Raw genomic sequence first — 26,375 nt, forward strand, 5'->3', positions numbered from 1 at the left:
AATGGAAGACAACAGACAAAATGCAGGAAACAAGGGAAAAACATTCCCCCTTCCTCCCAAAAAAAAGAAAGATACCTCTTGGAAAAAATGGGTCAGATTCATCTGGATTGGGCTCATTGCAGTGATTTTAGGTATTTCAGGACTTTTCTTTGCTGTTTCCCAGGGATTTCTTGGAGAAATGCCAGATGTAAAGGAGCTGGAAAATCCGGATATCTATGTTGCTTCTGAAATCATTTCATCCGACGGTGTTTTACTGGGGAAATTTGAAAAGGAAAAAACACAGCCAATTACCTATAAACAGCTACCTCCTTATCTTATCTATGCTTTACAGGCAAAGGAAGATGAACGTTTTAAAGAACACTCCGGAATCGATTTAAAATCTATTTTAAGAGCAGTCAGATACGGTGGTGACAGAGGTGGAGGTTCTACCATTACACAACAGTTGGCTAAACTATTGTTTACCAAAGAACCATCCAAAAACCCGATCAAAAGGGTTATTCAGAAACTGAAAGAATGGTCTGTGGCAGTAAGCCTTGAAAAGCGGTATACCAAAGAAGAAATTATTACACTCTATTTCAATAAGTTCGATTTTACTTACAACGCGAACGGTATTGAAATGGCATCCAAAATTTATTTCAACAAAACAACTTCCCAGCTTACTCTTCCGGAAGCGGCGGTTTTTGTAGCCATGCTGGAAGCTCCTATCGCCAATAACCCGATGAGAAACCCTGAACGGGCCAAACGAAGAAGAGACGTTGTTTTACAGCAGATGCTTGAAACGGGTTATATAGACCAACCTACTTATGATAAGGCAATTAATACCCCTGTTGAGGTAGATTATCATCCGATCAAAAACATCAATGATGACTACTCTGCTTACTATAAATTCTATTTAAGAAAAGAAATCGACAAGTATCTGGAAGGCTATGAAAAAGAAACCGGAAAGAAACTTAATCTTTACAAAGACGGATTAAAAATATATGTAACCCTTGATTCCAAAATGCAGAAATATGCGGAAGAAGCAATCAAGGAACACTTAACAGATCTTCAGAAAAGATTTGATGCTGAGCAGAGAGGTAGAAAAAACAGGCCTTTCTACTATCTGACAGATAAGCAGGTAAACAGTGTAATGACTCAGGCTATGAAGAGAACCGGCCGTTACAAACAACTGAAAGCCGCAGGAGTTTCTGAAGATTCTATTCTATTGGAATTCCACAAGCCAATCAAAACTTCCCGTTTTACTTGGGCTGGTGAGGAAGAAGTTGAAATGTCACCTTGGGACTCTATCAGATACCACAAACAGATTGCACAGGCAGGTTTAATGTCTATGGTTCCCGGAAGTGGAGAGATCAAAGCATGGGTAGGTGGTATAGACTGGCAGCATTTCCAGTACGACCACATCAAGCAGGGTAAAAGACAGGTAGGATCTACCTTCAAGCCTTTCGTATATGCTACAGCGATTATGAAACTGGGAATGACACCATGTTCAACTGTTTCTAACGGGACTTATGACCACAAAGGATGGCATGTACCGGGAAGAGGCGGAATGCTAACCCTGAAAGATGCATTGGCTCACTCTCAGAACCCGGTAGCCGCACGTCTTATTGAAATGACTGGGGTAGACGCCGTTATCCAGACTGCAAGAGATCTGGGAGTGACAGAAGATATTCCCAGAAACAATACCATTGCTTTAGGTTCATCAGATATTACCATCTATGAAATGCTTGGAGCTTACAGTACTTTCGCCAACTACGGAAACTACAATAAACCGGAAATGATCTGGAGAATTGAAGATGCCAACGGAAGGGTGATTAAAGAAGTAAACGTAGAACCAAAAGAAGTAATGAACCCGATGTACGCCTACACCATGATTGAACTCATGAAAGGAGTTACACAGTTCGGTACCGCTTCAGGAGAGCTGGGAAGAAAGGGAATTTCAAAAGCAGTGGAAATTGCCGGTAAAACTGGTACTACACAGAACAACTCAGATGGTTGGTTTATGGGAATTACTCCAAAACTGGCAACAGGAGCCTGGGTAGGATGGGAAGACAGAGCCACCCACTTCTTCGGAACAGGTGAAGGTCAGGGTGCAAAAATGGCATTGCCGATCTGGGCTATATTCATGAAGAAAGTATGGGCAGACAAATCTCTGGGAATTACTCCTGATGATAAGTTCACCAGACCTTCTGACTGGAAAGACGGATGTTCCAACCTGAAAGGCCTCGGTGAAGGATACGGAGACGACGGAGGACTTCAGACCATCGACGAGATCAAAAATCCAAGACCGGTAGATCCGACTCCTAAACATAATACAGAGAAAAAAGAAGAAAACGTTAATGAAAACCTTCACTCCGGTGATGAGGTAGATTTCAATAAATAAATTCTCTTTTACAAATACACAAGACCTTTCAACAATTTGAAAGGTCTTTTCTTTTATAATTAATACCTTTGACCTATGAATATTGAACAGATCAGACAACCCCTTACCGATATATTTCCGGGTGACCTCTCAGGTAACACAATGCAGAGAAACACCCCAAAAGTTTTATTTGCAACCGTAAAGCCGGCAGGTTTTGACGGACCAAAACTTATTGCATTCAATGAAAGCCTGTCTGAGGAGATAGGACTGGGAGAATATGAAGAAAAAGATCTGGATTTTCTCGTAGGAAATAACCTTCCTGAAAATGTAAAAACCTACGCCACCGCTTATGCCGGCCACCAGTTTGGAAACTGGGCAGGACAGCTTGGAGACGGAAGAGCCATCCTTGCAGGAGAAATCATCAGCAAAGAAGGAAAAAAGACGGAAATCCAATGGAAAGGTGCAGGAGCAACCCCTTATTCCAGGCATGCAGACGGAAGAGCTGTACTGAGGTCTTCTGTTCGTGAATACCTGATGAGTGAGGCGATGCATCATCTGGGCGTTCCTACCACCAGAGCTTTAAGCCTGGCCTTTACCGGCGAGGATGTGGTAAGGGATATGATGTACAACGGAAACCCGCAGCTGGAAAAAGGAGCCGTTGTGATCCGTACCGCTGAAAGCTTTTTACGTTTCGGGCATTTTGAACTGATGTCTGCCCAGAGAGAATACAATACGCTACAGGACCTCGCAGATTTTACCATTGAAAATTACTATCCCGAAATCACTTCGGACGGTGATCAGAAATACAAAGACTTCTTTAAAAATATATGCACCAGAACAGCAGATCTGATGGTCGAATGGTTCCGCGTAGGATTTGTTCATGGAGTTATGAATACCGATAACATGTCCGCTTTAGGCTTAACTATTGATTATGGTCCTTATTCCATGATGGATGAGTATGATCTGAACTTCACCCCGAATACCACCGATCTTCCCGGAAGAAGATATGCCTTCGGAAAGCAGGGCCAGATTTCCCAGTGGAACCTTTGGCAGCTTGCCAATGCCCTTCATCCGCTTATCAAAGATGAAAAATTTTTAGAGGATACTTTAAATCATTACGGAACTTATTTCTGGGAAGCCCATGACAAAATGCTCTGCAGAAAATTTGGTTTTGATGAACTCAGGGAAAGTGATGAAGAATTTTTCACCAATTGGCAGGGATTAATGCAGGAACTCCATCTGGATTACACCTTATTTTTCAATCAGTTGGAAAAATTAAATGAAAACAGTGATATCAAAACTCTTTTTGAAAACATTTCCTATTCCGTATTAAACGACGAGAAGATAAGAAAACTGGAAGATTTTGTAAAGAACTATAAGGCCAGATTATCGTCCAATACCATTTCAAAAGAAGAATCGCTATCCCTGATGAGGCAAGCCAACCCGAAATTCACATTGAGGAACTATCTTCTCTACCAATGCATTGAAGAAATCAGCATCGGGAAAACAGAAATGCTCGAAAAGCTGACCCGCGCTTTAGAAAACCCTTATAAAGAGCTGTATCCTGAGTTTTCAGTGAAACGACCTTCTATTTATGATGATACAACCGGATGTTCCACCTTATCCTGCAGCTCATAGCAATTAAGAATATGATAATATTAAACTCACCGGATCCGGTGAGTTTTTTTATTCTATTTTTGTAAAAAATTGACCGTGTCTTTTATTAAAGCAAAACTCATAGCCCTTTTAAAGCAGGTATTTCCTGCATCCTATACAGAACTTGCTGTCTTTCTGTTATTTCTGATTTCTTACGGAACATTAGGCACTTATATAGCACTTCATTACCGCATCATTTTCGATATCCGGATTCCCTGGGATGCCTACTTCAGCTTTGACAATAAAGCCATCGTAATGACCGGCGGAAGTTTCGAGAGACATCCCCTTGCGTATTATTTTTTCAACTGGATCCGGGAATTTTCCCTTTTTATTTCAGGAGGAAAAATGGATGTTACATTCAGGCTTGCCCTGGCATGGCTCAGCAATATTGCAATAAGTTTGTGCGTTGTACAGATTTTCAAATACCTTAGAAACATTACCCAGCTGCCGTTGAAGTTCGCTTTATTGCTCGTTTTGTTTTTCGGAGTATTTTCCACACCTATTATTCTTTCTTTTACCCCTGAAAATTTTACTTACACCCTTCTTTTACTCAGCATTTACAATTACTATGCAGCCGTAAAGCTTAAAAAGAATGAAAAAATACCGGGATCCGCTTTAGTACTTGCCGGAATCTCCATTGGAGGCATTACTATCACCAACCTGGCAAAAGTTTTTATCCCTGTATTATTTGAAAAGGATCTTTTCAGAAGCTGGAAAAAACTGGGAAATGCTGTTTTTCGTGTAGTTCTTACCACAGCTTGTTTTGTATTTCTCTATCTGCTGCGGATCGATTTCAAATATGAAAATATATTCTCAAAGACCAATCAGCAGTATGAAAAATTCTCCAATGTAGAATCAATTCCGGACTGGGACATGATGCTTTCTTACTTTTTCGGGGGTAGTATTCTGTTTCCGAGTTTTATGACAACAGATAAGCATAATATGAAAGGTTTTGATTTCAAAGGACTTCTCATGGAACCATATTCATCCGTTTTTTGCTATGCTTTTGTCATCATATTGCTAATCCTGATTTTGTGGAGTTATTTAAAAAATTTCAGGAACAGACTGGTACAGATTATTGCCATCTCATTTCTGATTGACATTGTGATTCATTGTGTGATGAGGTTCGGGCTTCATACCTCGTACATCTATGGAGGGCACTTTGTTTTTGTGTATCCGGTTCTTTTAGGATGGCTGTTTTACGCCTACAGGTCAAAACCGGGAATTCTCTCATTTTTGACGGTAATAACAGGTATTTTATTTGTTTTCTTACTAGCCAATAACCTTTTCAGAATGTCAGATTTCTTCCAGTTTCTGGAAAATTACTATCAATAAAAAAAGCTGAGAAAATTCTCAGCTTTACTTTTATATTTTGTATAAATCCTTATTTGGCTTCAGAACAGAAAATCCTGTACTGTACAGCAATCGCAGATTTGAAGTATTCTCTTATTTTGGAAAGGTCTGATGCTGCACTCTGCTTTGTAAAGTAGCTTCCTGCAAGAATTTTGTAATTAGGTCTTAAAGAAGCATCTGTTTCCACCTTCAGGTTCGGGAATCTTTTTCTGAAGTAAGATTTCACCTCATTCGCCTCCTCATTACTTTTTACCGTTGTGATCTGGATTTTAAATCCTAAAATCCTCGGGTTTTTACGACAGATTTCCGCATTTGTAAGTTCCCTGCTCGGAACATAAATCTTCGGAGGTTTTGGTGCACCCACAATTCCACTGTCTGTATTATTTTCTCTTACCGAATTGCCACCGGTTGTTTTGGAACATTTTCCTTCAATTCCTTCCAAAGCAGCACTTACTTTAGGGTCCATAGTCATAATCAGCTCTGTTCCCGAAAGAGTATCTCTTTGAACAACCTGCTGGGCTTCAACACGATAAAACCCAAATAACGATAATATTGAAAATATTTTGATTAAATTTCTCATTTAAACTTGTTTCCGCAAATTTATACAAATTAAAAAATTATACCAAACAACACTATTTAGAATCAATACAAATTAAACGTAAATGATATTTTCCCTTTTCCATATACCGTTAAATTCCTGTTAAAAATATTATTTTTGCGGAATTGATTGGTTCAATATTTTACTAACATAAGATAATTTAAATGATTAGTTGGAGAAAGCATTATAAACAAACGTTGATCGCGATAGGCTTATTGCTATCAACCAGTGCTTCAATTTACGGGCAAGACGGCGATCCTAAAAACGGCGAAAAACTTTTCAAAGCGAATTGTACTGCATGTCACGCGCTGGACAAACAAGTAATAGGGCCTCCTTTGAAAGGGGTCGTAGAACGAGTAAAGACAGAAGGCGGTGTAGACAAAGATTGGCTTCACAAGTGGATCAAAGACAACAAAGCTCTTAGAGCTTCTGGGGATAAATACGCCAATGAGATTTTTGAAAAGTTTAATAAAACTGAAATGTTGCAGTTTCCGAACCTTACAGACAAGGATATCGACGACATTTTAGCATATACAACTAATCCTCCGGCTCCTGAGCCAGCCAAAACTGACGATAAAGCAACTGCAACAGCAGGAGCAGCATCAGCAGCACCGGCAAACAACACTACAACAAGCGTTGTAATCATTTCACTTATTGCAATAGCAGGTTTATTGGTTTGGATCTTAATCAAACTGAGACAATTGGTTAAATTAGGCCAGTCTGAAGACCTTGCAGGACTGAACGAAACAAGAGTGAAGTCTTTCAGTGAAATCTACGAGAAATACCATTATGTAGGTAAAGCAATCCTGGGTATCCTTGCCATTCTTGCCGCTTATGGAGTTTGGAACTGGATCATGTGGATCGGGGTTTACAAAGGATATAAGCCGGAACAGCCTATCTACTTCTCTCACAAAATTCACGCTGGAGAACAGAAAATCGACTGTCAGCTATGTCACTCCAGTGCCAAATACGGAAAAGTATCCGAAATACCTTCCATGAACGTGTGTATGAACTGTCACAGAACTATTTCTGAGTACAATGCAGATCACTACATGGAGCCAGGAAAAGATAAAGCATTCTACGACGGTGAAATCCAGAAGATCTACGCAGCTACTGGCTGGGATCCTGCAAAACAGCAGTACACTGGAAAAACACAGCCGGTTGAATGGACCAGAATCCACAATATGCCAGACTTCGTGTACTTCAACCACTCTCAGCACGTAATTGCTGGGGAGCAAGCCATCATCAATTCTTTCAACAAAAAGAATCCTAACAACAAAATTGATGTTGTATGTAAAGCTTGTCACGGAAAAATTGATACAATGAATGTTGTTCAGATGGCTAATGACTTCACGATGGGATGGTGTATCGAGTGCCACAGAACTACTGAGGTTGATATGAACAACGGTTATAATAAAGAATACTTCAAGAATCTACATGACAAGTTGAAAAAACAATATCCTAAGGATGGCGGTAAGATCACTGTAGATGCAATTGGAGGTCTTGAGTGTGGTAAATGTCATTATTAATAACTAAAAAATTAGAAGTATAAATGGCTTCAAACAAAATACAATTTAGAAGTATTCATGAACTTAAAGATCCGGCTTTGAACAACAAGCTGGCTCAGAAAGAGTTTCAGGAAGAAATTCCGGTAGAAGATTTCCTTGGAGATGCTGAACAGAACGGATCCAGTACTTCAAGAAGAGATTTCTTAAAAATATTAGGATTCTCTACAGCAGCAGTAACATTGGCTGCCTGTGAAGCACCGGTAATCAAAACGATTCCTTATGTGGTAAAACCACATGACATTATTCCGGGGGTTCCGAACTATTACGCTTCAACATATTTTGACGGATTCGACTTCGCCAGCGTTTTAGTAAAGACCCGTGAAGGAAGACCTATCAAAATAGAACCAAACCCTACAGCAGGTGACTTGGGAAAAACTAACGCAAGAGCTCAGGCAAGTGTACTTTCTCTTTATGATAACGATAAAGTAAAGCAGCCTAAACTGGACGGTAAAGACGAAACTTTCGATAAAGTAGACAGTTTTGTTCTTAAAGGTCTGGCAGATGCCAATGCAGCAGGTAAAAAGATTGTGCTTTTGTCACACTCTTTACCTTCCCCTACTTTCAAAAAGTTATTTGCTGAGTTCAAAGCTAAATATCCGACTGCTGAACTTGTAACTTATGATGCTTATCCTCACTCTGCAGCTTTAGATGCTGCTCAGGAAGTATTCGGACAGAGAGCATTACCAGTGTACGACCTTAAAGGTTCAGAATTGGTAGTTTCTTTCCAGGCCGATTTCTTAGGAGATTACAACGCAGCAAGCTTGGAAACATCTTACGCAGCAGCAAGAAAGCCGGGAGCAAACATGTTGAGACACATTCAGGTGGAATCCAACATGTCATTAACAGGTGCTAATGCTGACTCAAGATACAGATTAAAGCCAAGTGCAGTAAACAAAACTTTAGTTGAAGTTTACAACGCAATCGTAGGAGGTGGTACTTCTGATAAAACCGCTTCTGAAATCGCAGCTGAGCTTAAAGCAAAAGGCAGCAAAGCTGTTGTTTTTGCTGACGGTTCTAAAGGGGCACAGGTTTTAGCACACTTAATCAACCAGAAATTAGGTTCAGTAGCTTTCACAGGTAAGGCTAACTTCCTTAAAGAATTTGATAAAGCAAGATACCAGGAATTCCTAGGATGGATAAATGCAGGTCAGGTTGGCGTATTGATCGCGAACAATGTAGACCCTATCTACTCTCACCCGAAAGGAGAAGATTTCAAAAAATCTTTAGCTAAAGTTGCTTGTGTAGTAGCTGTAGCTGATAAGAAAAATGAAATGTACAAAGCAGCGAAAGCTGTAATTCCTGTAGCTAACTGGTTAGAGTCTTGGGGTGATATTGAACCTCAGACAGGAGCCTATTCATTAATGCAGCCTACCATCCAGAAAATCTACAAATCAAGACAGATCGAAGAATCTTTATTGGTTTGGAAGAATGGTAAAAACAATGCTGCCAACAATTATTATGATTATCTGAAAGCGAGTGCAGCTTCTATTCTAGGAGGTACTTCTTTCAACAAAGCTTTATATAATGGTTTCACTACTTCAAGCAATGCAACTTCATTGTCATATGCAGGAGGTAATGCAGCTCAGGCTATTGCTGAATTAGGAAGCTTTAAGCCTTCTGAATTAGAACTGGTATTATACACCAAGCCTTCAATGGGTGACGGTACTCAGGCCAACAACCCTTGGCTTCAGGAATTACCGGATCCTATCACAAGAATGTCTTGGGATAACTATCTGACTATTTCTCCAAAAGATGCAGAAAAGTTTGCCATCGATAACGATCTTAATGCAAGAATGCAGCTGGACGGTTCTATCGTAAACCTTACTGTAAACGGAGTAACAATAAAAGATGTTCCTGTATTCATCCAGCCGGGGCAGGCAGAAGGATCTGTAGGTCTTGCGCTTGGATACGGTAAAAAAGATTCAGGAGCTACTGCCGATACCGGAGTAAACGCTTATCCTTTATTTGACGGTTCTAACCTTGTTGTTTCAGGTGTTAAGATCGAAAAAACAGGAGAAGACCATGAATTTGCTGGTATCCAGTTACAAAATACCCTGATGGGACGTTACGAAATCGCTAAAGAAGTTCCTTTGGCAGAATTCTTAAACGTAGCATTTGATGATGAGCACAAAGGATGGAACAAGCCTTTGGAGTACCACACCATCAGTGGAGCCCTTCCTGCAAGAAAGATTGACCTTTGGGATGCTTTCGATGATACGGACGGACCTCACTTCAACCTGTCTGTTGACCTGAACTCTTGTACAGGTTGTGGAGCATGTATCATTGCATGCCAGGCAGAAAACAACGTTCCTGTTGTAGGTAAGAAAGAAATCAGAATGTCTAGAGATATGTATTGGTTAAGAATTGACCGTTACTATTCTTCAAGACAGAAAGTAGAAGTATACGAAGGATTGAAAGAAGGAATGGCAGTACCGGAATTGTACGGTACAGCATTCGGAGACGGAGGTGCATTAAACCACCCTGCAGACAATCCGGATGTGATCTTCCAGCCGGTAATGTGCCAGCACTGTAACCACGCTCCTTGTGAAACGGTATGTCCGGTAGCGGCTACTTCACACGGTAAGCAAGGTCAGAACCACATGGCTTACAACAGATGTATCGGTACAAGATATTGTGCAAACAACTGTCCGTACAAAGTAAGACGTTTCAACTGGTTTACTTATAACCTGAATGATAAGTTCGATTTCAACATGAACAATGATTTAGGCAGAATGGTACTTAACCCGGATGTAGTTGTAAGAACTAGAGGGGTAATGGAGAAATGTTCAATGTGTATCCAAATGACTCAGAATACTATTCTTGAGGCTAAGAAAGAGGGAAGAAAAGTGAAGGATGGAGAATTCCAGACTGCTTGTTCTAAAGCTTGTTCTACAGGATCATTGACATTTGGAGACATGAATGATAAAGATTCTTCAATCAGAGAGCAGTATGCGTCTAACAGAAGATATTACTTACTGGAAGAGATCGGAACCAAACCAAACGTGTTCTATCATACTAAAGTAAGAAACAGAGTAGAAAAATAAAGTTTAAATAATAAATAGGTAAAAAATGTCAGGACATTACGAAGCTCCGATAAGGGAACCTCTAATTATTGGTCACAAAACTTATCACGATATCACAGAAGATATTGCACGACCTATCGAAGAAAGAGCAGGTAAACTATGGTGGATCTCACTATACGCAGCCTTAGTTCTATTCATCTACGGATTTGGCTGTATCGCTTATACTATCGGAACAGGTATTGGAGCATGGGGGCTTAACAGAACTATTAACTGGGGTTGGGATATTACCAACTTCGTATGGTGGGTAGGTATCGGTCACGCCGGGACCCTAATCTCCGCAGTATTATTATTATTTAGACAGCGTTGGAGAATGTCTGTAAACAGATCTGCAGAGGCGATGACGATCTTTGCGGTTGTACAGGCAGCGATCTTCCCTGTAATCCACATGGGTAGAGTTTGGGTAGGATATTGGGTATTCCCTTTACCAAACCAGTTCGGTTCTCTTTGGGGGAACTTCAACTCTCCTCTACTTTGGGACGTATTTGCAATCTCCACGTATTTCTCAGTATCAACTGTATTCTGGTTTATGGGACTGATCCCTGACTTTGCAATGATCAGAGATAGAGCTAAAACGCCTTGGACTAGAAAAATTTATACATTCCTTGCATTCGGATGGGGTGGTAAGGCAAAACACTGGCAGAGATTCGAAGAACTTTCTTTGGTTCTTGCAGGTTTAGCAACTCCACTTGTATTCTCGGTACACACTACCGTATCTTTTGACTTCGCAACTTCGGTTATTAAAGGATGGCACTCTACAATCTATCCTCCTTACTTCGTTGCCGGTGCGATCTTCTCAGGATTTGCAATGGTACAGACCCTGTTGCTTGTAGCAAGAAAAGTTTGTCACCTTGAAGAATACATCACTATGTATCACATCGAAATCATGAACATCGTAATCATCCTTACAGGAGGTATGGTAACTGTAGCTTATGCTACTGAATACTTCATCGGATGGTACTCAGGTTCAAGATTCGAAGACTTCACATATCTTTCTCCAGGTGCTGCCGTAGGACCTTACTGGTGGGCATTCTGGTCATTGATCATCTGTAACCTTGTAGTTCCGGCTTCATTCTGGTTCAAGAGACTAAGAACGAATATTATCTGGACTTTCATCGTTGCTTTGATCATCAACATCGGTATGTGGTTTGAACGTTTTGATATCATCGTTATCAACCTTTCAAGAGACTACTTACCTGGATCTTGGACCATGTTTAAACCAACTATCATTGATGTGGGTGTATACTTAGGAACTATCGGATTCTTCTCTGTATTATTCTTATTATACGCAAGAACATTCCCTGTAATTGCACAGGCTGAATTAAAATCGATTCTGAAAATTTCAGGTGAAACTTATAAAGCAAAAGAAGGAGATGAGCACCACTAAAATTGTATACGGACTTTATGCTGACGACGACGATTTAATGAACGGCGTTAAAGCATTCAACGATAAAGGGATTGCAATAAACGAAGTTTATACTCCATTCCCGGTTCACGGACTTGATAAAGCTTTAGGGTTAAGAAAAACCAGAATTTCTGATGCCGCATTCATCTACGCCCTTTACGGAGTTACCATTGGTGCTACTGTAACATGGTATGTGATGAATCATGACTGGCCTCAAAACATTGGTGGTAAACCTGCTTTTGACTGGGCACACAACATGCCTGCATTCGTAGTTCCAATGTTTGAATTAATGGTATTCTGCGCAGCTCACATGATGTCTTTAACTTTCCTTGTTAGAAACAAAATGTATCCGGGAGCTCCTGCTCAGAATCCTGACCCAAGAACTACTGATGATAAATTCATGATGGAATTTGTAACTGATGACGTAGAGTCTGTAAAACAGTTGCTGATTGAAACCGGAGTTGAAGAAATAACTGTTAAAGATGCTTAAAATGAAAAAGAATGTATTAAAAATTACAGCTGTTTTAGGTTTAACAACGGTTTTACTTAATTCTTGCGGACCAAAAGAAAATACACCACTGGTATATTTTCCTGATATGTACTTTCCTGTAGCCTACGATCCATTGATGAAAGCTCAGGATGCCTATTCAGATCATGAAAATGAAATTCCTGCATTCGTTAAAAATAGTTTTGCAACAGGTCTTGCTCCAGTAGAAGGATCGGTTGCTCAAAATAAAGACGGAATCTTTGAAGAAAGCCTTCTGCCTAAAAATGTAGATGAGTATAACGCAGGTTATGACGCCTCTAAAACAATGACAACATCACCTCTTAACCCAGCTAATGCTGCTAAGGATATAGAAAGAGGAAAAATATTGTTCGATCATACTTGTGCTGCATGCCACGGAACTGGCGGTGACGGACAAGGACCAATTGTACAGAGCGGAGCTTTCTCTGGTGTACCAAACTATGCTGACAGAGAAATTACTGTAGGATCTGTTCATTATGTATTAACTAACGGTAGAAATGCAATGGGATCTTACGCTGGACAGCTTAACGCTGGTGACAGATGGAGAGTAGCAATGTATGTAATGAGTGCCTTTAAAAAAGCAGCGGCAGCACCTGCAGCAGCTACGACGGCAGCTGCTACACCAGCACCGGCCGCAGATGCAAAAGAGACTACTACCGAAACTAAAAAATAAGAAAAGAAATGTATAGTTTTTCACCAAAATTAAAATCAACTTCTATAATCCTTCTTGTTGTAGGTTTAGTTCTATTTGCTATCGGTTTCTTTATGAATAAAGGACTTTCCACTGAAAAAATAGAGCACATGATGGAAGCGGTTCACGCTTCCGGTCATACTGCCCCTACACACTCCAGTGAAATGGTAGGACCACAGGACCATGCTGCTCATTTAGAGCATGCTGAGCTTCAGGTTCACAACCAGCCACTGGCATCGCTGCACTTTGTAGCAGTATTTTTCTTTGGAATTAGCTGTGCTGTATTATTCTTTTACTGTATTCAGCACGCTGCCCACGCAGGTTGGCCTATTATTATTACAAGAGTAATGGAAGCTATTGCTTCTTATATCCCATATGGTGGTGCAATTCTGGTTATTCTGATGATATTGAATATCACGCACAATGGCCACTTATTCCACTGGATGGATCCTGAATTAACAGATCCTAACTCTGCACACTTTGATGTGATCCTTTTCGAAAAGAAAAGATTCTTAAATATTCCTTTCTATGCGATCAGAACTTTGATCTATGTGATCGGTGCTTCTTTCTTCGCCTGGAAACTTAAAGCTCAGTCTAAAAAAGTAGACGAAACCAAATCTAAAGTAGATTATCAGATGCTTTACAGATGGGCGGTAGGATATATTGCTTTCTTCGGATTTGCTTCTGCTGCTTGGGCTTGGGACTGGTTGATGTCTATTGACCCTCACTGGTATTCTACAATGTATATCTGGTATTCAATGGTAAGCTGCCTTTCAAGTGGTATCGCTGTGATCATCCTTCTAAGTGTTTACCTGAAGAAAAACGGTTTCTTACCTCAGTTCAATGACAACCACTTACACGATTTAGGAGTATTCCTTTTCGCTACAAGTATGCTTTGGACGTATACATGGTTTGCGCAGTTCATGCTTTACTGGTATGCGAACGTTCCGGAAGAGGTTAACTACTTCTTTGGAAGATTCCAGCACTACGGACCAACATTCTTACCAATGCTGATCATCAACTTCCTGTTACCTCTATTGGTATTGGTAAGTAGCAGCATCAAGAGAAACTACAAAGTAGTAACAACAATGGCTGTAGTAGTTATATTAGGTCACCTTTTAGACTACTTCAATATGGTAATGCCGGGAACGGTAGGACCTTACTGGAAAACTCCTGAAGTATTCCTGTTAATTGCAGGAGCTGTTCTATTCGTAGCAGGATTATTTATGTTTACTGTATTAACTGCTTTATCTAAACTGAAGCTGATTCCTACAGGAAACCCATTCTTACACGAATCTGAAATTTATGAGTATCCTTTCTAAGGACTTGTAACAGATATAAAATAAAAAAGACTGATGTAATGATCAGTCTTTTTTTGTGCAGTTAAGTGAACATTATAAAAATTCTCAGGCAACCATTTTCAATTTTGTGTGTCTTTATAATGAGACCCATGAATTATTTTAATCAAAAAATAATAATATGAAAAGAAATTATCTGATAACCATCCTGTTTGGTTTCCTTCTGAATTTCATTCAGGCACAAACTATAACTTTTGTTTCCGAACTGACCAATAAACCCTTACCCAAAGTTTCAGTTTTTGGAAATGACGGAAGCATCCTCGCTTTTTCCGATATTGATGGCAAAATTGATAAACAGGCAATATCTCCCTCCCAGGAAAAGTTCCAGCTGGTATACAATAATTTTCCGGTTGCCACTCTCACCTATTCGGAGCTTAACCAGGATATCATTAAAATCAATGACCAGGTTAAAGAAATAGAAACCGTTGTCATTAAGAATACAAAGCCCGCAAAATATATTGTCATCAAAGGAAACTTTAATGCATATGTAACTGTGAACAATAAACTGAACAGCTATGCAGATGGGATAGTAACCTATGTTTTCGACAACAAAACCAAAAAGCTGAAAAGTTCAAATGTTGAGCAATACAGGGTTTTCAGATTGGAAGTTAAAAATGAGAAAAAAGAAACTTCCACATGGGACTATGGCAGTTCACTACAGCTTCCCAAACTGAAAAACGTAGGAAATCCCGAAGAGTATAAAACCAAAAGAAACACCATAAAAGAATTAAAGGGTGATCGTAGGGACCAAATAGAAGTATCTGGTGCTGCCCTTCAGGAAAAAGAGTTTTCTTTATTTGGTTTCAGGTTCTTTGACATCCGTACCATCCTGAATATGTCTTTCGAAAAAAATTCAGGAAAAAGCCTGAAAGATTTCCTTGAATATAATGAAGTTGCCTTTGTAAAACTTAAACATAAAAGTGAGCCTAGTTACAATCAGATCATTCTCTACAACAATTTTTATCCTGCAGAATTTAGTTTCAGTAATGATGATGATTTAGAAAAAGTAAAATTTGACAAAGCCAACAGCAATTACAAAACAAAATACTGGCAGGAATCTTCTTTCCCGAATATGCAGACGATTTTCAGTTCCTTTTTTAAAGATGATCTGAAAGAACAGCAGAATAAAACCAAAAATTAACTGTATTGACGGACTCACAGAAACTTAACCTTATACTATAAATAATTTTAATCCCGAACAAAAGAGAAATAAAAACTTACTATTAATAAAGGTTTTATTAAATTTGTAGCAAACCCAATTAAAATGAAAAAGTTTTCTTTTCTACTTGTTTTCAGTCTGTTGCTTTTTACAGCATGTAAGAAAGATCATGTAGATGCTACGAATACTAAAACGCTGCAGTCAAGTATCAATGACATGACTTCCAGCCTTTCAACCATTAAACAGATCAAATTTAATGAAGCGCTTTATATACTAAAGACGTTTGGCGTAGAAGCAGACGGCGATGTGGAAGAGCTGAAAGCCCTTGGAAAGCTGATTGACGGGAAAAAAGTTCCTGAAATCCTTGCCATGGCGGATGAAGTGGCACAGAAAAACGGCATTGAATGGGCCAGTACCGCCCCTCCTTCTCTTGGAGAGATGAATATCTTCGGTGATGATAAGGCTAAAGAAACTGATCCTAATGATGTAAAAGCAAATTCATTAAGTATTATCACCAGACCAACCGGGGATGACGGAACCGGGGCGCCTACAGCCATTCAGGTGGTTCCAAGGCTTGTAGATACTGCAGGAAACCCTGTATCATTTACCGGAGCCGGGCTGGAAGCTACTTTAGAAGTCTTCAGCAATGGAGTGAAGCTTTCTACGGCTAAAAACCTTATGCAGGATAACAACTTTAAAGGATTCAATTTAAAATTCTCCTCAATTCCTGCTGCTAAAGTAGTGGATGGTAAGATTGATATCACTGTTTCAGTAAAAACCACAGCTAAGACATTCAAAATGTCCAAAATCGGGCTTGAAGTAAATTCATCAGCTTTAAAAGTCCCTGCGGTACCTAAAACTGATTCAACAGCTGTAACGCAGGATCCTAACGCTGTAATTGATCCTAATAATCCTACAGCTGCCCCAACAACACCTGCAGATCCAAATGCTGCTGCAACTACTACTCCAGCTGCTCCAAAACAGCCGGCAGCAGACCCTAAAAATACAGTAAGCAAATTCTTAAGCAGTGTAAGTTCACAAAATCTTAAGGCAGCATATGATGCTTCCAGCAACCCTAGCTGGGGAAGCTATGAATCATTCTCCAATCCTACCTCAGGTTTCGGATCGGTGAAAAATGTAAATGTAAAAAACATTACAACCAATGGTACAACTGCCAACGGAGCCAGTGTAAATGCAACATACGATGTAACAGACAAGAACGGAAAAACCACTTCTTTAAAAGTAACTTTCGGACTTAAAAATGTAAACGGAGACTGGAAAATTTCCAGCTATAAAATAAACCCATAATGGCTTCACAAGAACTGATCAAAAAACTGGAAGAAACCATTGAAAATGTCCCTGATTTTCCGATCCCCGGAATTCAGTTTAAGGATATTTCACCCATTTTCCTGAACCCAAAGCTGTATGAAGAAGTCATTGCAGACCTTGTTGCTTTCAGCAAAGGAAAGATAGATGCCGTATGCGGAATTGAAAGCAGAGGTTATCTCTTTGGAATTGCCATTGCAGTAGCACTGGAAGTTCCTTTTATCCTGATTAGAAAAGCAGGAAAACTCCCGCCACCCATTATTTCAGAAAATTATGACCTTGAATATGGAAGTGCTGTCATCGAAACCCGCGAAGGACAGATAAAGCCGGGACAGAGAATTCTGATCCATGACGATTTATTGGCGACAGGAGGAACTACAGAAGCAGCAGCAAAACTTGTGGAAAAACAAGGGGCAACTGTTTCCCAATTCAGCTTCCTCATTGGTCTGAAAGGTTTGAACGGGGATGAAAAACTGGAAAAGTTCAATGCAGAAATATATCATATTTTAGAATTTTAATTTTGCAGATTATAAAAATGCTTCGACTCCGCTCAGCATGACTTAGTTATTAGAAAATGTCATTCGTAGCAGAGTCGAAGCTTTCTTTTTTAATAAATTCATCATTCACAATCGACAATTCACAACATTTCATTAATAATACTCACAAAGTATTTTGTAAATCATTCAGAAACAATTAAATTTGCAGTTCAATTTTTAAGAATTTATGGCAAAATTGGGAAAGAATGCTCAGAACGAGCAAGAAGGTAAAGAAACGGTTGAGTTCTTTAAAGACCTTGACAGAGAGGCATTAAACACTGAAAGATTCCTTGAGAAATATTCAAAGCAATTGGGTATTGTATTCGGGGTATTGGTTTTGGCTGTTTTAGGATTCTTTGCTTACAAACAATTTGTAGTAGCTCCTCAGAATGTTGAAGCTGTAAAAAGTTTCCTTGCTGCTCAAAAAAACCAGACCGAAGGGAAAGATAAAGAAGCTTTGGGAGGAAATTCTGCAGCAAATCCTGGTTTTTTAGGAACATATAACGAATATTCAAATACAAAGGTTGGTGAACTTTCTGCTTACAATGCAGGGTTATTAAAATTCAAGGCTGGAAAATTCCAGGAAGCTTACGATCTTTTAGACAAATTTTCTTCTGCTAACAAAACATTAATGGCATTGAAATACGGTGCTATGGCAGATGCAAAATCAGGTCTTAACCAAAATGATGAAGCTTTATCTTTACTGGACAAAGCATCAACTGCTTCTGATGATCCTTATACCACTTACTATTTCACAAGAAAAGCAGGTATCTTAGCATTAGGATTAAAGAAAAATGCGGAAGCTAAGAAATACTTCTCTGCAATTGACGAGAAATATCAGGACTACGACAACGGAATGTCTGATTCTTATATTGAAATGACTAAATATTTTTAAATAATGGCAACAGTTAATCTTTCCGATTACAAGCCACTTCATATAACCAATGCCGAAGATTTTTCTATCGGCATTGTTTTTTCTGAGTGGAATGATTTTGTAACTTACAATCTTCGTGATGCAGCTTTGGAAATTCTTGAAAAAGAAGGGGTAAACCCGGAAAATATTAAACTTTTCCCGGTTCCGGGCGCTTTTGAACTCACCTATGCCAGCATGCAGCTGTGCAAAGAAAGAAAATATGACGCAGTAATTGCCATCGGATGTATTATCCGTGGTGAAACGCCTCATTTTGACTTTGTAAGTGCCGGAGTAGCGCAAGGAATCAAAGACTGCAATGTTCTTACAGATACCCCTACTATTTTCTGTGTACTAACCGATGATAACAAGGAACAGTCTATCGCAAGAAGCGGCGGGGATTTAGGCAATAAAGGCGTTGAAGCAGCCGTAACAGCTCTGAGAATGATCGATTTCAAAAGAAAAATTTCCGACAAAAAAGGCAACATTGGCTTCGGACAATAATCTTTAATGCACTTTAACAGTATACGGGACTATTTTTTAATAGTCCTTTTTTGTTAATAACCCTTAATCAGGTTACGTCTTCATTATAATTGAAAGAAATGGTATGCTTTCACTTTTTTTCACTAAAAGTTATATAAAAAACTATCTTTGTGTAAATTAATTTATACATTACGTATATGCTTCCAAGTAAAATAAAACCGTTCTTGTATTTAGGGATTTTTTATCTTATCATCTCGTTAATCATACGGATTGTATTTCTTTTCCACCCTATTACGACAGCCAGTTTCGGATTTTTTGAAGTGATAAAAGTCCTGTCCATTGGTTTACTGAATGATATTTTTGTTTTTACTATCGCCAGTACATTATTGGCCGTTTACTTTCTGTTCCTCTCAAATTCCAAATATAAAAAGCCTTACGGATATATAATTTTTGGAGCCTTAATCCTGTTTTTCCTTTATATTCTAGTCATTCCGAATAATATTTTCAATCAGTACGGAGGGTCAGTTTCAGAAATAGCTTTAGCTTTTGTGGGAATAAAAGCTCTTTTCTTCGGCCTGATGCTTTTTCTTCCTTCCAAAAGAATCAAGATCCGCAATGTACTGTATTTCATTACCTTATTGCTATATGTCCTTCTCATTATTTTCAATGCTGTAAGTGAGTATTTCTTTTATAATGAATTTGGGGTACGCTATAACTTTATTGCTGTTGATTATCTGATCTATACAAACGAGGTAATCGGGAATATTATGGAAAGCTATCCGGTTGTCCCTCTGTTTTCTGCCATTCTTATTGTTACGTTAGCTATCACATGGTTTATCTATAAAAAAACAAAAGACGAACTGCTGGAACTGCCTAATTTTAAGCAAAAAATGGTATTGCTGGGAACTTTTATTGTGATGGTCAGCCTCAGTATTCTGGGTGTATCTTCCTTAATGCAGATCCGTTCAGACAATGTTTTTGCTGATGAAATTGAAAACAACGGACTTCCGAAGTTCTACTGGGCATTTACCCATAATGAATTGGATTATTTCCAGTTTTATCCTCAAATTAACCAGCAGGAAGCTGAAAAGAACTTTTTGAGTCAGTATTCAGAGCCGGCTTTACAGAGAAATATAATTCCTGAACAGCCTGAGCTTAAAAAAAATGTAGTTCTTATCTCTATAGAAAGCTTATCCGCAGATTTTATGGAACATTACGGCGGCACTTTAAAGATTACTCCTTTTCTGGACAGCCTTGCCGACCGATCAATGATGTTCACCAATCTGTATGCTACCGGAAACAGGACCGTAAGAGGACTTGAGGCACTTACCCTCTGTATTCCTCCTACTGCCGGAGAAAGTATTATTAAAAGAGACGACAACAAAAATAAATTCACAACCGGAAGCGTATTCAAATCCAAAGGATACAATGTGAAGTTCCTTTACGGAGGCTACAGCTATTTCGATAACATGCAGGACTTTTTTGCCGGAAACGGTTATGATATTGTCGACAGGAATAATTTTAAACCTGAAGAAATTACCTTTGCCAATGTTTGGGGCGTTGCTGATGAAGATATGGCTAAAAAAGCGATTCAGACTATGAATGCTGAGGCTAAATCCGGAAAACCTTTCTTCAATCACTGGATGACGGTTTCCAACCACAGGCCTTTTACCTATCCTGACGGAAGGATTGACATTCCCGGAACAGCAAAATCCCGTGATGGAGGGGTAAAATACACAGATTATTCACTCAGAATGTTCTTTGAAATGGCTAAAAAACAGGACTGGTACAAAAACACGGTCTTTGTGATCATAGCAGACCACTGTGCATCCAGCGCAGGAAAAACAGAGCTTCCTATGGATAAATACAGAATTCCGGCAATGATTTTCTCGGAAGGCTTTATTGAACCTCAGAAGTTTGACAAGCTGATGTCCCAGATCGATGTAATGCCAACCCTTTTCGGACTGCTGAATTTCAATTATCAATCTAAATTCCTTGGCCAGGATGTCTTTAAAAAAGAATTCCAGCCTAAAGCCTATATTGCCACTTACCAGGATCTTGGTTTGGTAAAAGACGACCATTTAACCATTATTTCACCTGTTAAAAAGGTAAAACAATATTCTTTACAGTTGGAACCAAGCAGCCTTGCTCCTGAATTCAAACTGCATTATGACGAAAAGCTGATCAGGAATCCAGAACAAAAATTAGTCAATGATGCTATTTCTGCCTATCAGTCCACATCATTCTGGCTTAAAGAAAAGAAACTTAACCGATAAGGTGAGGTACAAAACGGCTTTCGTTATTAGTGATCAGGTGAACACTTTCCCTGATCCCGATACCGGCAGGCTCCTGCCCTATCACCCAGCTGCCGATTACCGGATAATTGCCCTCAAAATCGGGAAGATCAAATAACTGCTGGTAAATAAAGCCTTCTTTACCATAGATACCGTCATTCTCCTCAACAGCGAGGTTATTTTTGTGCAGGATTACATTTGCCCCTTCTCTCGAATAAATAGGTTTTTTTGCGAAATCTTTCAGGTGGCGCGGCTCAAAATAAGATTCCAATAAATATGGATGATCGGGATACATTTCCCAAAGTACCGGCAGAATAGCTTTTGAAGAAAGAAGAATTTTCCAGGCCGGCTCGATCCACTGGGACCTGAACCCGTTTTTTACCAGCTTTTCTCCGAAACCGTCCGCAAGAATCCATTCATAAGGATAAAGCTTGAAGATATATTCCATGATGGAACTATCTCCGGCTATAAATTCTGAAATATCCTCAGCCCAGCCGATATCCTGAACAGGAATGAATTCCGTATCAAACCCCGCCTGTGAAGCACAGTCACGCATATATTCCACATTGGTAACATCTTCAATATTGGTAAGGGATGCAAAATAAATGTGATGCGGATTCATATAATTCTTAAGATGCTTCCAGTAACCTACCAGTTTCTCATGAATTGAATTGAACTGATCTTTATAGGGAAACAGCTCCTGAAGCCAGTACCATTGGATAACCGAACCTTCATAGAGTGAAGTTGGGGTATCTGCATTAAATTCAAGCAGTTTCAAATTCTTGCCGTCAAAACCAAAATCAAACCTTCCATAGATCGAAGGATGATCTTCTTCCCAGCTTGTGATAATATAATTGCGGAACCATTCAGGAATACTGAACTTATCCCAAAGTTTTTTTGTAATAATATAGTCAACCGCTTCCAGGCACATCTGCCATAGTTCGGCAGTGGCACTTTCTATCTTATCAATTTCTTCTGTGCTGAACTGGTAATAATGACTTTCATCCCAATAAAGCCCGTCAAGAGAGTGATATCCGAAACCCAGATTTTCAAGTTTATGCTGCCAGTTTTTCCTGAATTGTGACTGAATTCTTTCCATAATTTATGATGATGCACTGAAACCGCTTCTTCCCAGCTGTCCCCTTACAACGTTTCCTTTGAAATTATTTCTTCCGATATTGGACTTGGAACTTATCGCATCACTGTAGTAGCCAGCTTTCTGGTAAGATCCATAACTATAAGCACCATAAGGCCTGAATGCATGGTACAACAAAAGACCTGTCATAAAACCATGAGTTCTTGTATAGGAAGCCGTAGTATCAGATCTCATATACACTTTCTTTTCAGTCTGATCTTTAGGCTTTTCCTGAGAGCACGCTGCTAATACCCCTGTTACGAAAAGTAATTTTATAGAGCCGGACTTTTTCATTATTGCACCGTTATAAAAAATTCATAGTCCTTTTTTGTCTTGGCAATATGCTCATTGCCATCACTGTCCTCTCCCCCTACAAGGGTATCTCCCAAACTCGGAATAGTATCCTTTTTAATGATTTCTTTGAAAAGCTTTTTATCTTTCCAGATCTTGTGCTTGGTGATAAGAATATCTGCAGTATCCATATGTTCCACGGAAAGTTCTGTTTCAATAGAACCAGTCTTATCCACACTGTTCACGGCGTCTTCTTTTTCTTTTTCACAGGCTGTAAATGCTATTACTCCAATTAATAAAAGGGAAAGTCTAATTTTTTTCACGTAAGTCTTAATTTTTCACAAAAATAGTCATTTAGTAATGATATTATTTTAAATTTACAAAGCAAAAAAATTTATTTATGAAATGGACAGACGATAGAGGCGGAAACGTAGACGACCGCCGTGGTTCTGGTGGTAGCGGAGGTATGATTGTAGGTGGAGGGCTCGGAACTTTGATTATAGCTGCAATTGTTTTCTTTTTGGGAGGTGACCCTTCCGGTATTCTAAGCTCCGGCAGTGTACAATCTTCCGGAAACGGACAAAAACGGGAGCTCAGCGCTGAAGAGAATAAAATTGGAGAAATGGTTGACATGATGAGCGGATGGAATACTATTACCTGGGAACAGATTTTTAAAGAAAACGGGATGACGTATACCAAACCGGGAATTGTTCTTTTTGAAGATACTACACAATCCGGATGCGGAACTGCTCAGTCTGCCATGGGACCGTTCTACTGTCCTGCCGACCAAAAGATCTATATGGACATGAGCTTTTTTAATGAACTTCAGCAGAGATTTGGGGCAAAAGTAACAGAATTCACTGTAGCCTATGTCTTGGCTCACGAAGAGGGGCACCATATCCAAACCCTTTTGGGAACCACTCAGAAAGTAGATGCCTTAAGAAGAAGTGGAAGATATTCCGAAGCAGATCTGAACAGGGTATCTGTAGCCACAGAACTGCAGGCAGATTTCTATGCCGGAGTATGGGCAAAAAGAACAAATGATACAAAAGGTATTCTGGAACCGGGTGATATTGAGTCCGCTATAGAAGCAGCTGAAGCTGTGGGTGATGATAATATCCAGAAAAGATCCCAGGGCTATGTAAATCAGGAAAGTTTTACCCATGGTTCATCTGCACAGCGTAAAGAATGGTTTATGAAAGGCTACAATACGGGAGATATTAAGCAGGGAGATACTTTTAACCAGCTTTTAAAATAAGCTCTTTAATATAATTTAAAACCCTGAAGGATTTCTTCAGGGTTTTCTTTTTTTATTGCAGTTCAATCGGGTTGCTGTTTTTCTTCGCTTCCTCTTTTACCCTTTCCTCCATTCTCTTCCTCATGTCAGCAGGATTTTGATTTCCTCCTCTTCCACCTGACATCGGGGGCGCAGGAAAGCCTCCACCTCCGCCACTCTGCATGAACGACATCGGGTCTGCTTTAAATTTAGCCTGCTGTTTCAAATAATCCGCTCTTTTTACCTTTAAAGTATTTCCGAACTGATTTAATGTTGCGACTTCTGCAATTTTATAGTTCTTCATTAAATCAAAAGAATAGTCACCTTTATCGTCTTCCACCTTTACAATCAGTCCCGGAAGTCCTCCGAATTTATAAGGTCCGTCCTGATAAGGCAGATCCGTTGTGAACCAGGCCGTCCATTGTCTTCCAGCAAAATCCGTGGTTGCTTTTTGAACTTTATACTCGCCTATCTTCGTGGTTTCAGAAGACATTTTCCAGTTCAGGGGACGGTCTTCCTCGTAAGAATAAAGATCTCTGCCAATTCTGTCCTTAAAGATTGTTTTCTGGTTGGCTTTATCCTTTTCAACGGAATAGTTGATATTCGTTCTCACCCCTTCCATCTGCTCCCTGCTAATGGAAGCTCTTCCTCCGCCGCCCTGGAAAGCTTTCTGCAGAATGGAATCTCTTTTATACCTGTTTTCAGAATAAAAAAGAGATTTTTCAGCAGAGATATCTAAATATGCATTTTCAGTTTTAATATCGCTTTTGTTTTCTGCATCCGGCTTCATAGTCACCTGATATACAAAACGATTGCTTTGCGCAGCAATATGCTGCATAAACAACGCTAAAGCAAGAATTCCTAATTTTTTCATTTCTGGATTTTTATTTTAACTCAATTGGATTTTGACTTTCATTATTTTTTAAAGGATTACTTCCAAGGCCTGCATCATGCATAGGAAAAGCACCATCATTACTTCCGTCAGGACGCATTCCTCTTCCTCCGTTCATTCTGCCTTCGCCCATTCCGCCACCTCTCATACCACCATGTCCTTTGCCCCCAAAATTCATTCCCCCTTTTTCATAACCTTCCGGCAGCCTTCTGTTTTTACCTGTCTCAAGCATCAATGCTGCCTTGTCACCGTTAAAAGCAACCCTTGTACTTTGTTTTGCATTGGGATCAACCGGCTTTTCAAAAGCATTCTGAATTTTGATCTTTTTAACGAGATCGAATTTATAGTCACCATTTTCATCTTCCAGTTTCACAATAAGTCCCGGAAGTCCGGAAAATTTATATGGCCCATCGGAAATATTAATGTCTTTAGTGAACCAGGCTGTCCAGACCCTGCCTCCAAAATTTGTAACGGCTTTTTGAGCAGGATACCCATTCTGGTTTTCTTTGGCATCGGTTATCTCCCATTTCAAGGGTCTGTCTTCCTGATAATAGATCTCCCTGCCGGCCACTCTGTCGTAATAATAAACCTGGTGCTGGGGAATATTTTTAATGATGTAATTTTCAAAAAAAGCAGGTTCAGAAGCTTTCTTTATGCTCACTTTTTGTAAATCTTTTCCCTTCATTTTATGATCTTCTTTATCTTCATGCCTGAAAGCCGACATCAGGGAATCTTTAATCAGCTTACTCTCACTGATAAACAATGACTTATCTCCTTTTATATCAAGAAACGTTCTTTCGTGTTTCATGCTTACCAGATTGATCGAGTCAGGATTCACCGAAGTCTCATAAATATATCTTTCGGTTTGCCCGTAGGTAATGGTTACTAAAAGCAACAAAAAAAAGACAATTAATTTTTTCTTCATTATTACGCCTTGTGGTTGTTTCATTAGGATAAAAAATATGATTCAAAGTTAAATCAAAAAGGGAATCATCTTATTTATGAAGATAATATTGGCTAATTTTTAACATCCGGATTCCGGTCAGCATGTAAAATCATGAAAATAGACACCATCGATTTGAGATTGCGGAAATTAGTTCGTATTTTTGCATCATTAAATCATTCTAAATAAATACAATGATAAAAGTATCAGACCAAGCAAAGGCAAAAGCCATCCAGCTGATGACAGAGGAAGGCTTCAACCCTGCTGAAGATTATATAAGAGTGGGGGTAAAAAGCGGAGGATGCTCTGGTTTAGAGTATGTTTTAAAGTTTGACAACTTAAAAACAGATACTGATCAGCTTTTTGAGGACAATAATGTAAAAATTGTTGTTGATAAAAAATCTATCCTCTATTTAGCAGGAACTACCCTTGAATATTCAGGAGGTTTAAACGGAAAAGGGTTTGTTTTTAACAATCCTAATGCATCCAGAACATGCGGATGTGGAGAATCTTTCAGTCTTTAAGACTGATTAAAA

General features: G+C 39.3%; 23 protein-coding genes. 17 read left to right on the top strand and 6 right to left on the bottom strand.

What is annotated here, in order from left to right:
- The first annotated feature begins 1 nt into the window (after window position 1).
- The 3 genes from BUB03_RS08815 to BUB03_RS08825 all read left to right on the top strand — a co-directional run bounded on the left by BUB03_RS08815 (window position 2) and on the right by BUB03_RS08825 (window position 5,350).
- Window positions 2-2,380, top strand: coding sequence for a penicillin-binding protein 1A (locus BUB03_RS08815; RefSeq protein ID WP_073062095.1), 2,379 nt, complete (start codon window positions 2-4; stop codon window positions 2,378-2,380).
- Window positions 2,381-2,455: 75 nt separating this feature from the next.
- Entirely contained in the window at window positions 2,456-3,997 is a 1,542-nt protein-coding gene (locus tag BUB03_RS08820; protein ID WP_073062097.1) for a protein adenylyltransferase SelO, read from the top strand.
- A 75-nt stretch (window positions 3,998-4,072) separates the two neighbouring features.
- Window positions 4,073-5,350, top strand: coding sequence for a DUF6080 domain-containing protein (locus tag BUB03_RS08825; RefSeq protein ID WP_228417812.1), 1,278 nt, complete (start codon window positions 4,073-4,075; stop codon window positions 5,348-5,350).
- A gap of 49 nt (window positions 5,351-5,399) precedes the next feature.
- On the opposite strand, the gene BUB03_RS08830 is transcribed toward BUB03_RS08825, so the two are convergent.
- Window positions 5,400-5,948 (bottom strand): sporulation protein, encoded by a 549-nt coding sequence (locus tag BUB03_RS08830; RefSeq protein ID WP_073062100.1) that lies wholly within the window; start codon window positions 5,946-5,948, stop codon window positions 5,400-5,402.
- Between the two features lie 182 nt (window positions 5,949-6,130).
- Here BUB03_RS08830 and BUB03_RS08835 point away from each other — a divergent pair, with 182 nt between their 5' ends.
- From BUB03_RS08835 to BUB03_RS08890, 12 genes are all read left to right on the top strand, one after another.
- Window positions 6,131-7,495, top strand: a complete 1,365-nt coding sequence (locus tag BUB03_RS08835; protein ID WP_040993283.1) for a c-type cytochrome — start codon at window positions 6,131-6,133, stop codon at window positions 7,493-7,495.
- A 23-nt stretch (window positions 7,496-7,518) separates the two neighbouring features.
- A complete protein-coding gene (locus BUB03_RS08840; protein WP_040993282.1) occupies window positions 7,519-10,578 on the top strand; it encodes a TAT-variant-translocated molybdopterin oxidoreductase in 3,060 nt (1,019 codons plus the stop codon).
- A gap of 25 nt (window positions 10,579-10,603) precedes the next feature.
- The gene (gene nrfD, locus BUB03_RS08845; protein ID WP_040993281.1) at window positions 10,604-12,001 is read left to right on the top strand and encodes an NrfD/PsrC family molybdoenzyme membrane anchor subunit; all 1,398 of its coding nucleotides are present in this window, start codon (window positions 10,604-10,606) and stop codon (window positions 11,999-12,001) included.
- A complete protein-coding gene (locus BUB03_RS08850) occupies window positions 11,988-12,509 on the top strand; it encodes a DUF3341 domain-containing protein (RefSeq protein WP_040993280.1) in 522 nt (173 codons plus the stop codon). Before nrfD ends, BUB03_RS08850 begins: the two co-directional genes overlap by 14 nt.
- On the top strand, window positions 12,502-13,218 hold the full coding sequence (locus tag BUB03_RS08855; protein ID WP_040993279.1) for a c-type cytochrome: 717 nt from the start codon (window positions 12,502-12,504) through the stop codon (window positions 13,216-13,218). The genes BUB03_RS08850 and BUB03_RS08855 overlap by 8 nt, the downstream gene beginning before the upstream one ends.
- Before the next feature lie 8 nt (window positions 13,219-13,226).
- Window positions 13,227-14,558, top strand: coding sequence for a hypothetical protein (locus BUB03_RS08860; RefSeq protein WP_040993278.1), 1,332 nt, complete (start codon window positions 13,227-13,229; stop codon window positions 14,556-14,558).
- A 157-nt stretch (window positions 14,559-14,715) separates the two neighbouring features.
- Window positions 14,716-15,735, top strand: a complete 1,020-nt coding sequence (locus BUB03_RS08865; protein ID WP_073062102.1) for a hypothetical protein — start codon at window positions 14,716-14,718, stop codon at window positions 15,733-15,735.
- 123 nt (window positions 15,736-15,858) lie between these two features.
- Window positions 15,859-17,061: an NTF2-like N-terminal transpeptidase gene (locus tag BUB03_RS08870; protein ID WP_073062105.1), complete on the top strand. Its 1,203-nt coding sequence runs from the start codon at window positions 15,859-15,861 to the stop codon at window positions 17,059-17,061.
- On the top strand, window positions 17,061-17,597 hold the full coding sequence (locus BUB03_RS08875) for an adenine phosphoribosyltransferase (protein ID WP_073062107.1): 537 nt from the start codon (window positions 17,061-17,063) through the stop codon (window positions 17,595-17,597). The genes BUB03_RS08870 and BUB03_RS08875 overlap by 1 nt, the downstream gene beginning before the upstream one ends.
- 205 nt (window positions 17,598-17,802) lie before the next feature.
- Complete coding sequence (locus BUB03_RS08880; protein ID WP_073062110.1) at window positions 17,803-18,510, top strand: YfgM family protein; 708 nt, start codon at window positions 17,803-17,805, stop codon at window positions 18,508-18,510.
- Window positions 18,511-18,513: 3 nt separating this feature from the next.
- A complete protein-coding gene (ribH, locus tag BUB03_RS08885) occupies window positions 18,514-19,029 on the top strand; it encodes a 6,7-dimethyl-8-ribityllumazine synthase (protein ID WP_073062113.1) in 516 nt (171 codons plus the stop codon).
- Between the two features lie 176 nt (window positions 19,030-19,205).
- Window positions 19,206-21,284 (top strand): LTA synthase family protein, encoded by a 2,079-nt coding sequence (locus tag BUB03_RS08890; RefSeq protein WP_073062115.1) that lies wholly within the window; start codon window positions 19,206-19,208, stop codon window positions 21,282-21,284.
- Here BUB03_RS08890 and BUB03_RS08895 read toward each other — a convergent pair.
- From BUB03_RS08895 to BUB03_RS08905, 3 genes are read right to left on the bottom strand one after another with little or no spacing between them, the layout of a single operon-like run.
- The gene (locus BUB03_RS08895) at window positions 21,274-22,401 is read right to left on the bottom strand and encodes a glutathionylspermidine synthase family protein (protein ID WP_175547494.1); all 1,128 of its coding nucleotides are present in this window, start codon (window positions 22,399-22,401) and stop codon (window positions 21,274-21,276) included. The genes BUB03_RS08890 and BUB03_RS08895 overlap by 11 nt on opposite strands.
- 3 nt (window positions 22,402-22,404) lie before the next feature.
- Window positions 22,405-22,731, bottom strand: coding sequence for a hypothetical protein (locus tag BUB03_RS08900; RefSeq protein ID WP_073062118.1), 327 nt, complete (start codon window positions 22,729-22,731; stop codon window positions 22,405-22,407).
- Window positions 22,731-23,051 (bottom strand): hypothetical protein, encoded by a 321-nt coding sequence (locus tag BUB03_RS08905; RefSeq protein WP_073062120.1) that lies wholly within the window; start codon window positions 23,049-23,051, stop codon window positions 22,731-22,733. Before BUB03_RS08905 ends, BUB03_RS08900 begins: the two co-directional genes overlap by 1 nt.
- A gap of 77 nt (window positions 23,052-23,128) precedes the next feature.
- On the opposite strand from BUB03_RS08905, the gene ypfJ reads away from it, so the two are divergent.
- A complete protein-coding gene (ypfJ, locus tag BUB03_RS08910) occupies window positions 23,129-23,986 on the top strand; it encodes a KPN_02809 family neutral zinc metallopeptidase (protein ID WP_040993269.1) in 858 nt (285 codons plus the stop codon).
- Window positions 23,987-24,038: 52 nt separating this feature from the next.
- Here the strand turns inward: ypfJ and BUB03_RS08915 are convergent, their stop codons facing one another.
- Together BUB03_RS08915 and BUB03_RS08920 are read right to left on the bottom strand one after the other, a co-directional pair.
- Window positions 24,039-24,878 carry a GLPGLI family protein gene (locus tag BUB03_RS08915; RefSeq protein WP_040993268.1) on the bottom strand — a complete coding sequence of 280 codons (840 nt, stop codon included), beginning with the start codon at window positions 24,876-24,878 and terminating at the stop codon, window positions 24,039-24,041.
- 10 nt (window positions 24,879-24,888) lie between these two features.
- Window positions 24,889-25,821: a GLPGLI family protein gene (locus tag BUB03_RS08920; protein ID WP_073062121.1), complete on the bottom strand. Its 933-nt coding sequence runs from the start codon at window positions 25,819-25,821 to the stop codon at window positions 24,889-24,891.
- Window positions 25,822-26,033: 212 nt separating this feature from the next.
- Between BUB03_RS08920 and BUB03_RS08925 the strand changes: the two genes are divergently transcribed.
- Window positions 26,034-26,363: a HesB/IscA family protein gene (locus BUB03_RS08925; protein WP_040993267.1), complete on the top strand. Its 330-nt coding sequence runs from the start codon at window positions 26,034-26,036 to the stop codon at window positions 26,361-26,363.
- The last annotated feature ends 12 nt before the right edge of the window (window positions 26,364-26,375 follow it).

This window comes from Chryseobacterium oranimense (genome assembly GCF_900129755.1).
In the GTDB taxonomy this organism is placed as follows: domain Bacteria; phylum Bacteroidota; class Bacteroidia; order Flavobacteriales; family Weeksellaceae; genus Chryseobacterium; species Chryseobacterium oranimense.

Excerpts from the sequence above, each read along its gene's own strand:
- nrfD (WP_040993281.1), top strand. The coding sequence starts at position 10,604 with ATGTCAGGACATTACGAAGCTCCGATAAGGGAACCTCTAATTATTGGT.
- BUB03_RS08860 (WP_040993278.1), top strand. The coding sequence starts at position 13,227 with ATGTATAGTTTTTCACCAAAATTAAAATCAACTTCTATAATCCTTCTT.
- BUB03_RS08895 (WP_175547494.1), bottom strand. The coding sequence starts at position 22,401 with ATGGAAAGAATTCAGTCACAATTCAGGAAAAACTGGCAGCATAAACTT.
- BUB03_RS08815 (WP_073062095.1), top strand. The coding sequence starts at position 2 with ATGGAAGACAACAGACAAAATGCAGGAAACAAGGGAAAAACATTCCCC.
- BUB03_RS08900 (WP_073062118.1), bottom strand. The coding sequence starts at position 22,731 with ATGAAAAAGTCCGGCTCTATAAAATTACTTTTCGTAACAGGGGTATTA.
- BUB03_RS08820 (WP_073062097.1), top strand. The coding sequence starts at position 2,456 with ATGAATATTGAACAGATCAGACAACCCCTTACCGATATATTTCCGGGT.
- BUB03_RS08840 (WP_040993282.1), top strand. The coding sequence starts at position 7,519 with ATGGCTTCAAACAAAATACAATTTAGAAGTATTCATGAACTTAAAGAT.
- BUB03_RS08835 (WP_040993283.1), top strand. The coding sequence starts at position 6,131 with ATGATTAGTTGGAGAAAGCATTATAAACAAACGTTGATCGCGATAGGC.
- BUB03_RS08915 (WP_040993268.1), bottom strand. The coding sequence starts at position 24,878 with ATGAAAAAATTAGGAATTCTTGCTTTAGCGTTGTTTATGCAGCATATT.
- BUB03_RS08830 (WP_073062100.1), bottom strand. The coding sequence starts at position 5,948 with ATGAGAAATTTAATCAAAATATTTTCAATATTATCGTTATTTGGGTTT.
- BUB03_RS08855 (WP_040993279.1), top strand. The coding sequence starts at position 12,502 with ATGCTTAAAATGAAAAAGAATGTATTAAAAATTACAGCTGTTTTAGGT.
- ribH (WP_073062113.1), top strand. The coding sequence starts at position 18,514 with ATGGCAACAGTTAATCTTTCCGATTACAAGCCACTTCATATAACCAAT.
- BUB03_RS08925 (WP_040993267.1), top strand. The coding sequence starts at position 26,034 with ATGATAAAAGTATCAGACCAAGCAAAGGCAAAAGCCATCCAGCTGATG.
- BUB03_RS08865 (WP_073062102.1), top strand. The coding sequence starts at position 14,716 with ATGAAAAGAAATTATCTGATAACCATCCTGTTTGGTTTCCTTCTGAAT.
- BUB03_RS08875 (WP_073062107.1), top strand. The coding sequence starts at position 17,061 with ATGGCTTCACAAGAACTGATCAAAAAACTGGAAGAAACCATTGAAAAT.
- BUB03_RS08870 (WP_073062105.1), top strand. The coding sequence starts at position 15,859 with ATGAAAAAGTTTTCTTTTCTACTTGTTTTCAGTCTGTTGCTTTTTACA.
- ypfJ (WP_040993269.1), top strand. The coding sequence starts at position 23,129 with ATGAAATGGACAGACGATAGAGGCGGAAACGTAGACGACCGCCGTGGT.
- BUB03_RS08850 (WP_040993280.1), top strand. The coding sequence starts at position 11,988 with ATGAGCACCACTAAAATTGTATACGGACTTTATGCTGACGACGACGAT.
- BUB03_RS08920 (WP_073062121.1), bottom strand. The coding sequence starts at position 25,821 with ATGAAGAAAAAATTAATTGTCTTTTTTTTGTTGCTTTTAGTAACCATT.
- BUB03_RS08880 (WP_073062110.1), top strand. The coding sequence starts at position 17,803 with ATGGCAAAATTGGGAAAGAATGCTCAGAACGAGCAAGAAGGTAAAGAA.
- BUB03_RS08890 (WP_073062115.1), top strand. The coding sequence starts at position 19,206 with ATGCTTCCAAGTAAAATAAAACCGTTCTTGTATTTAGGGATTTTTTAT.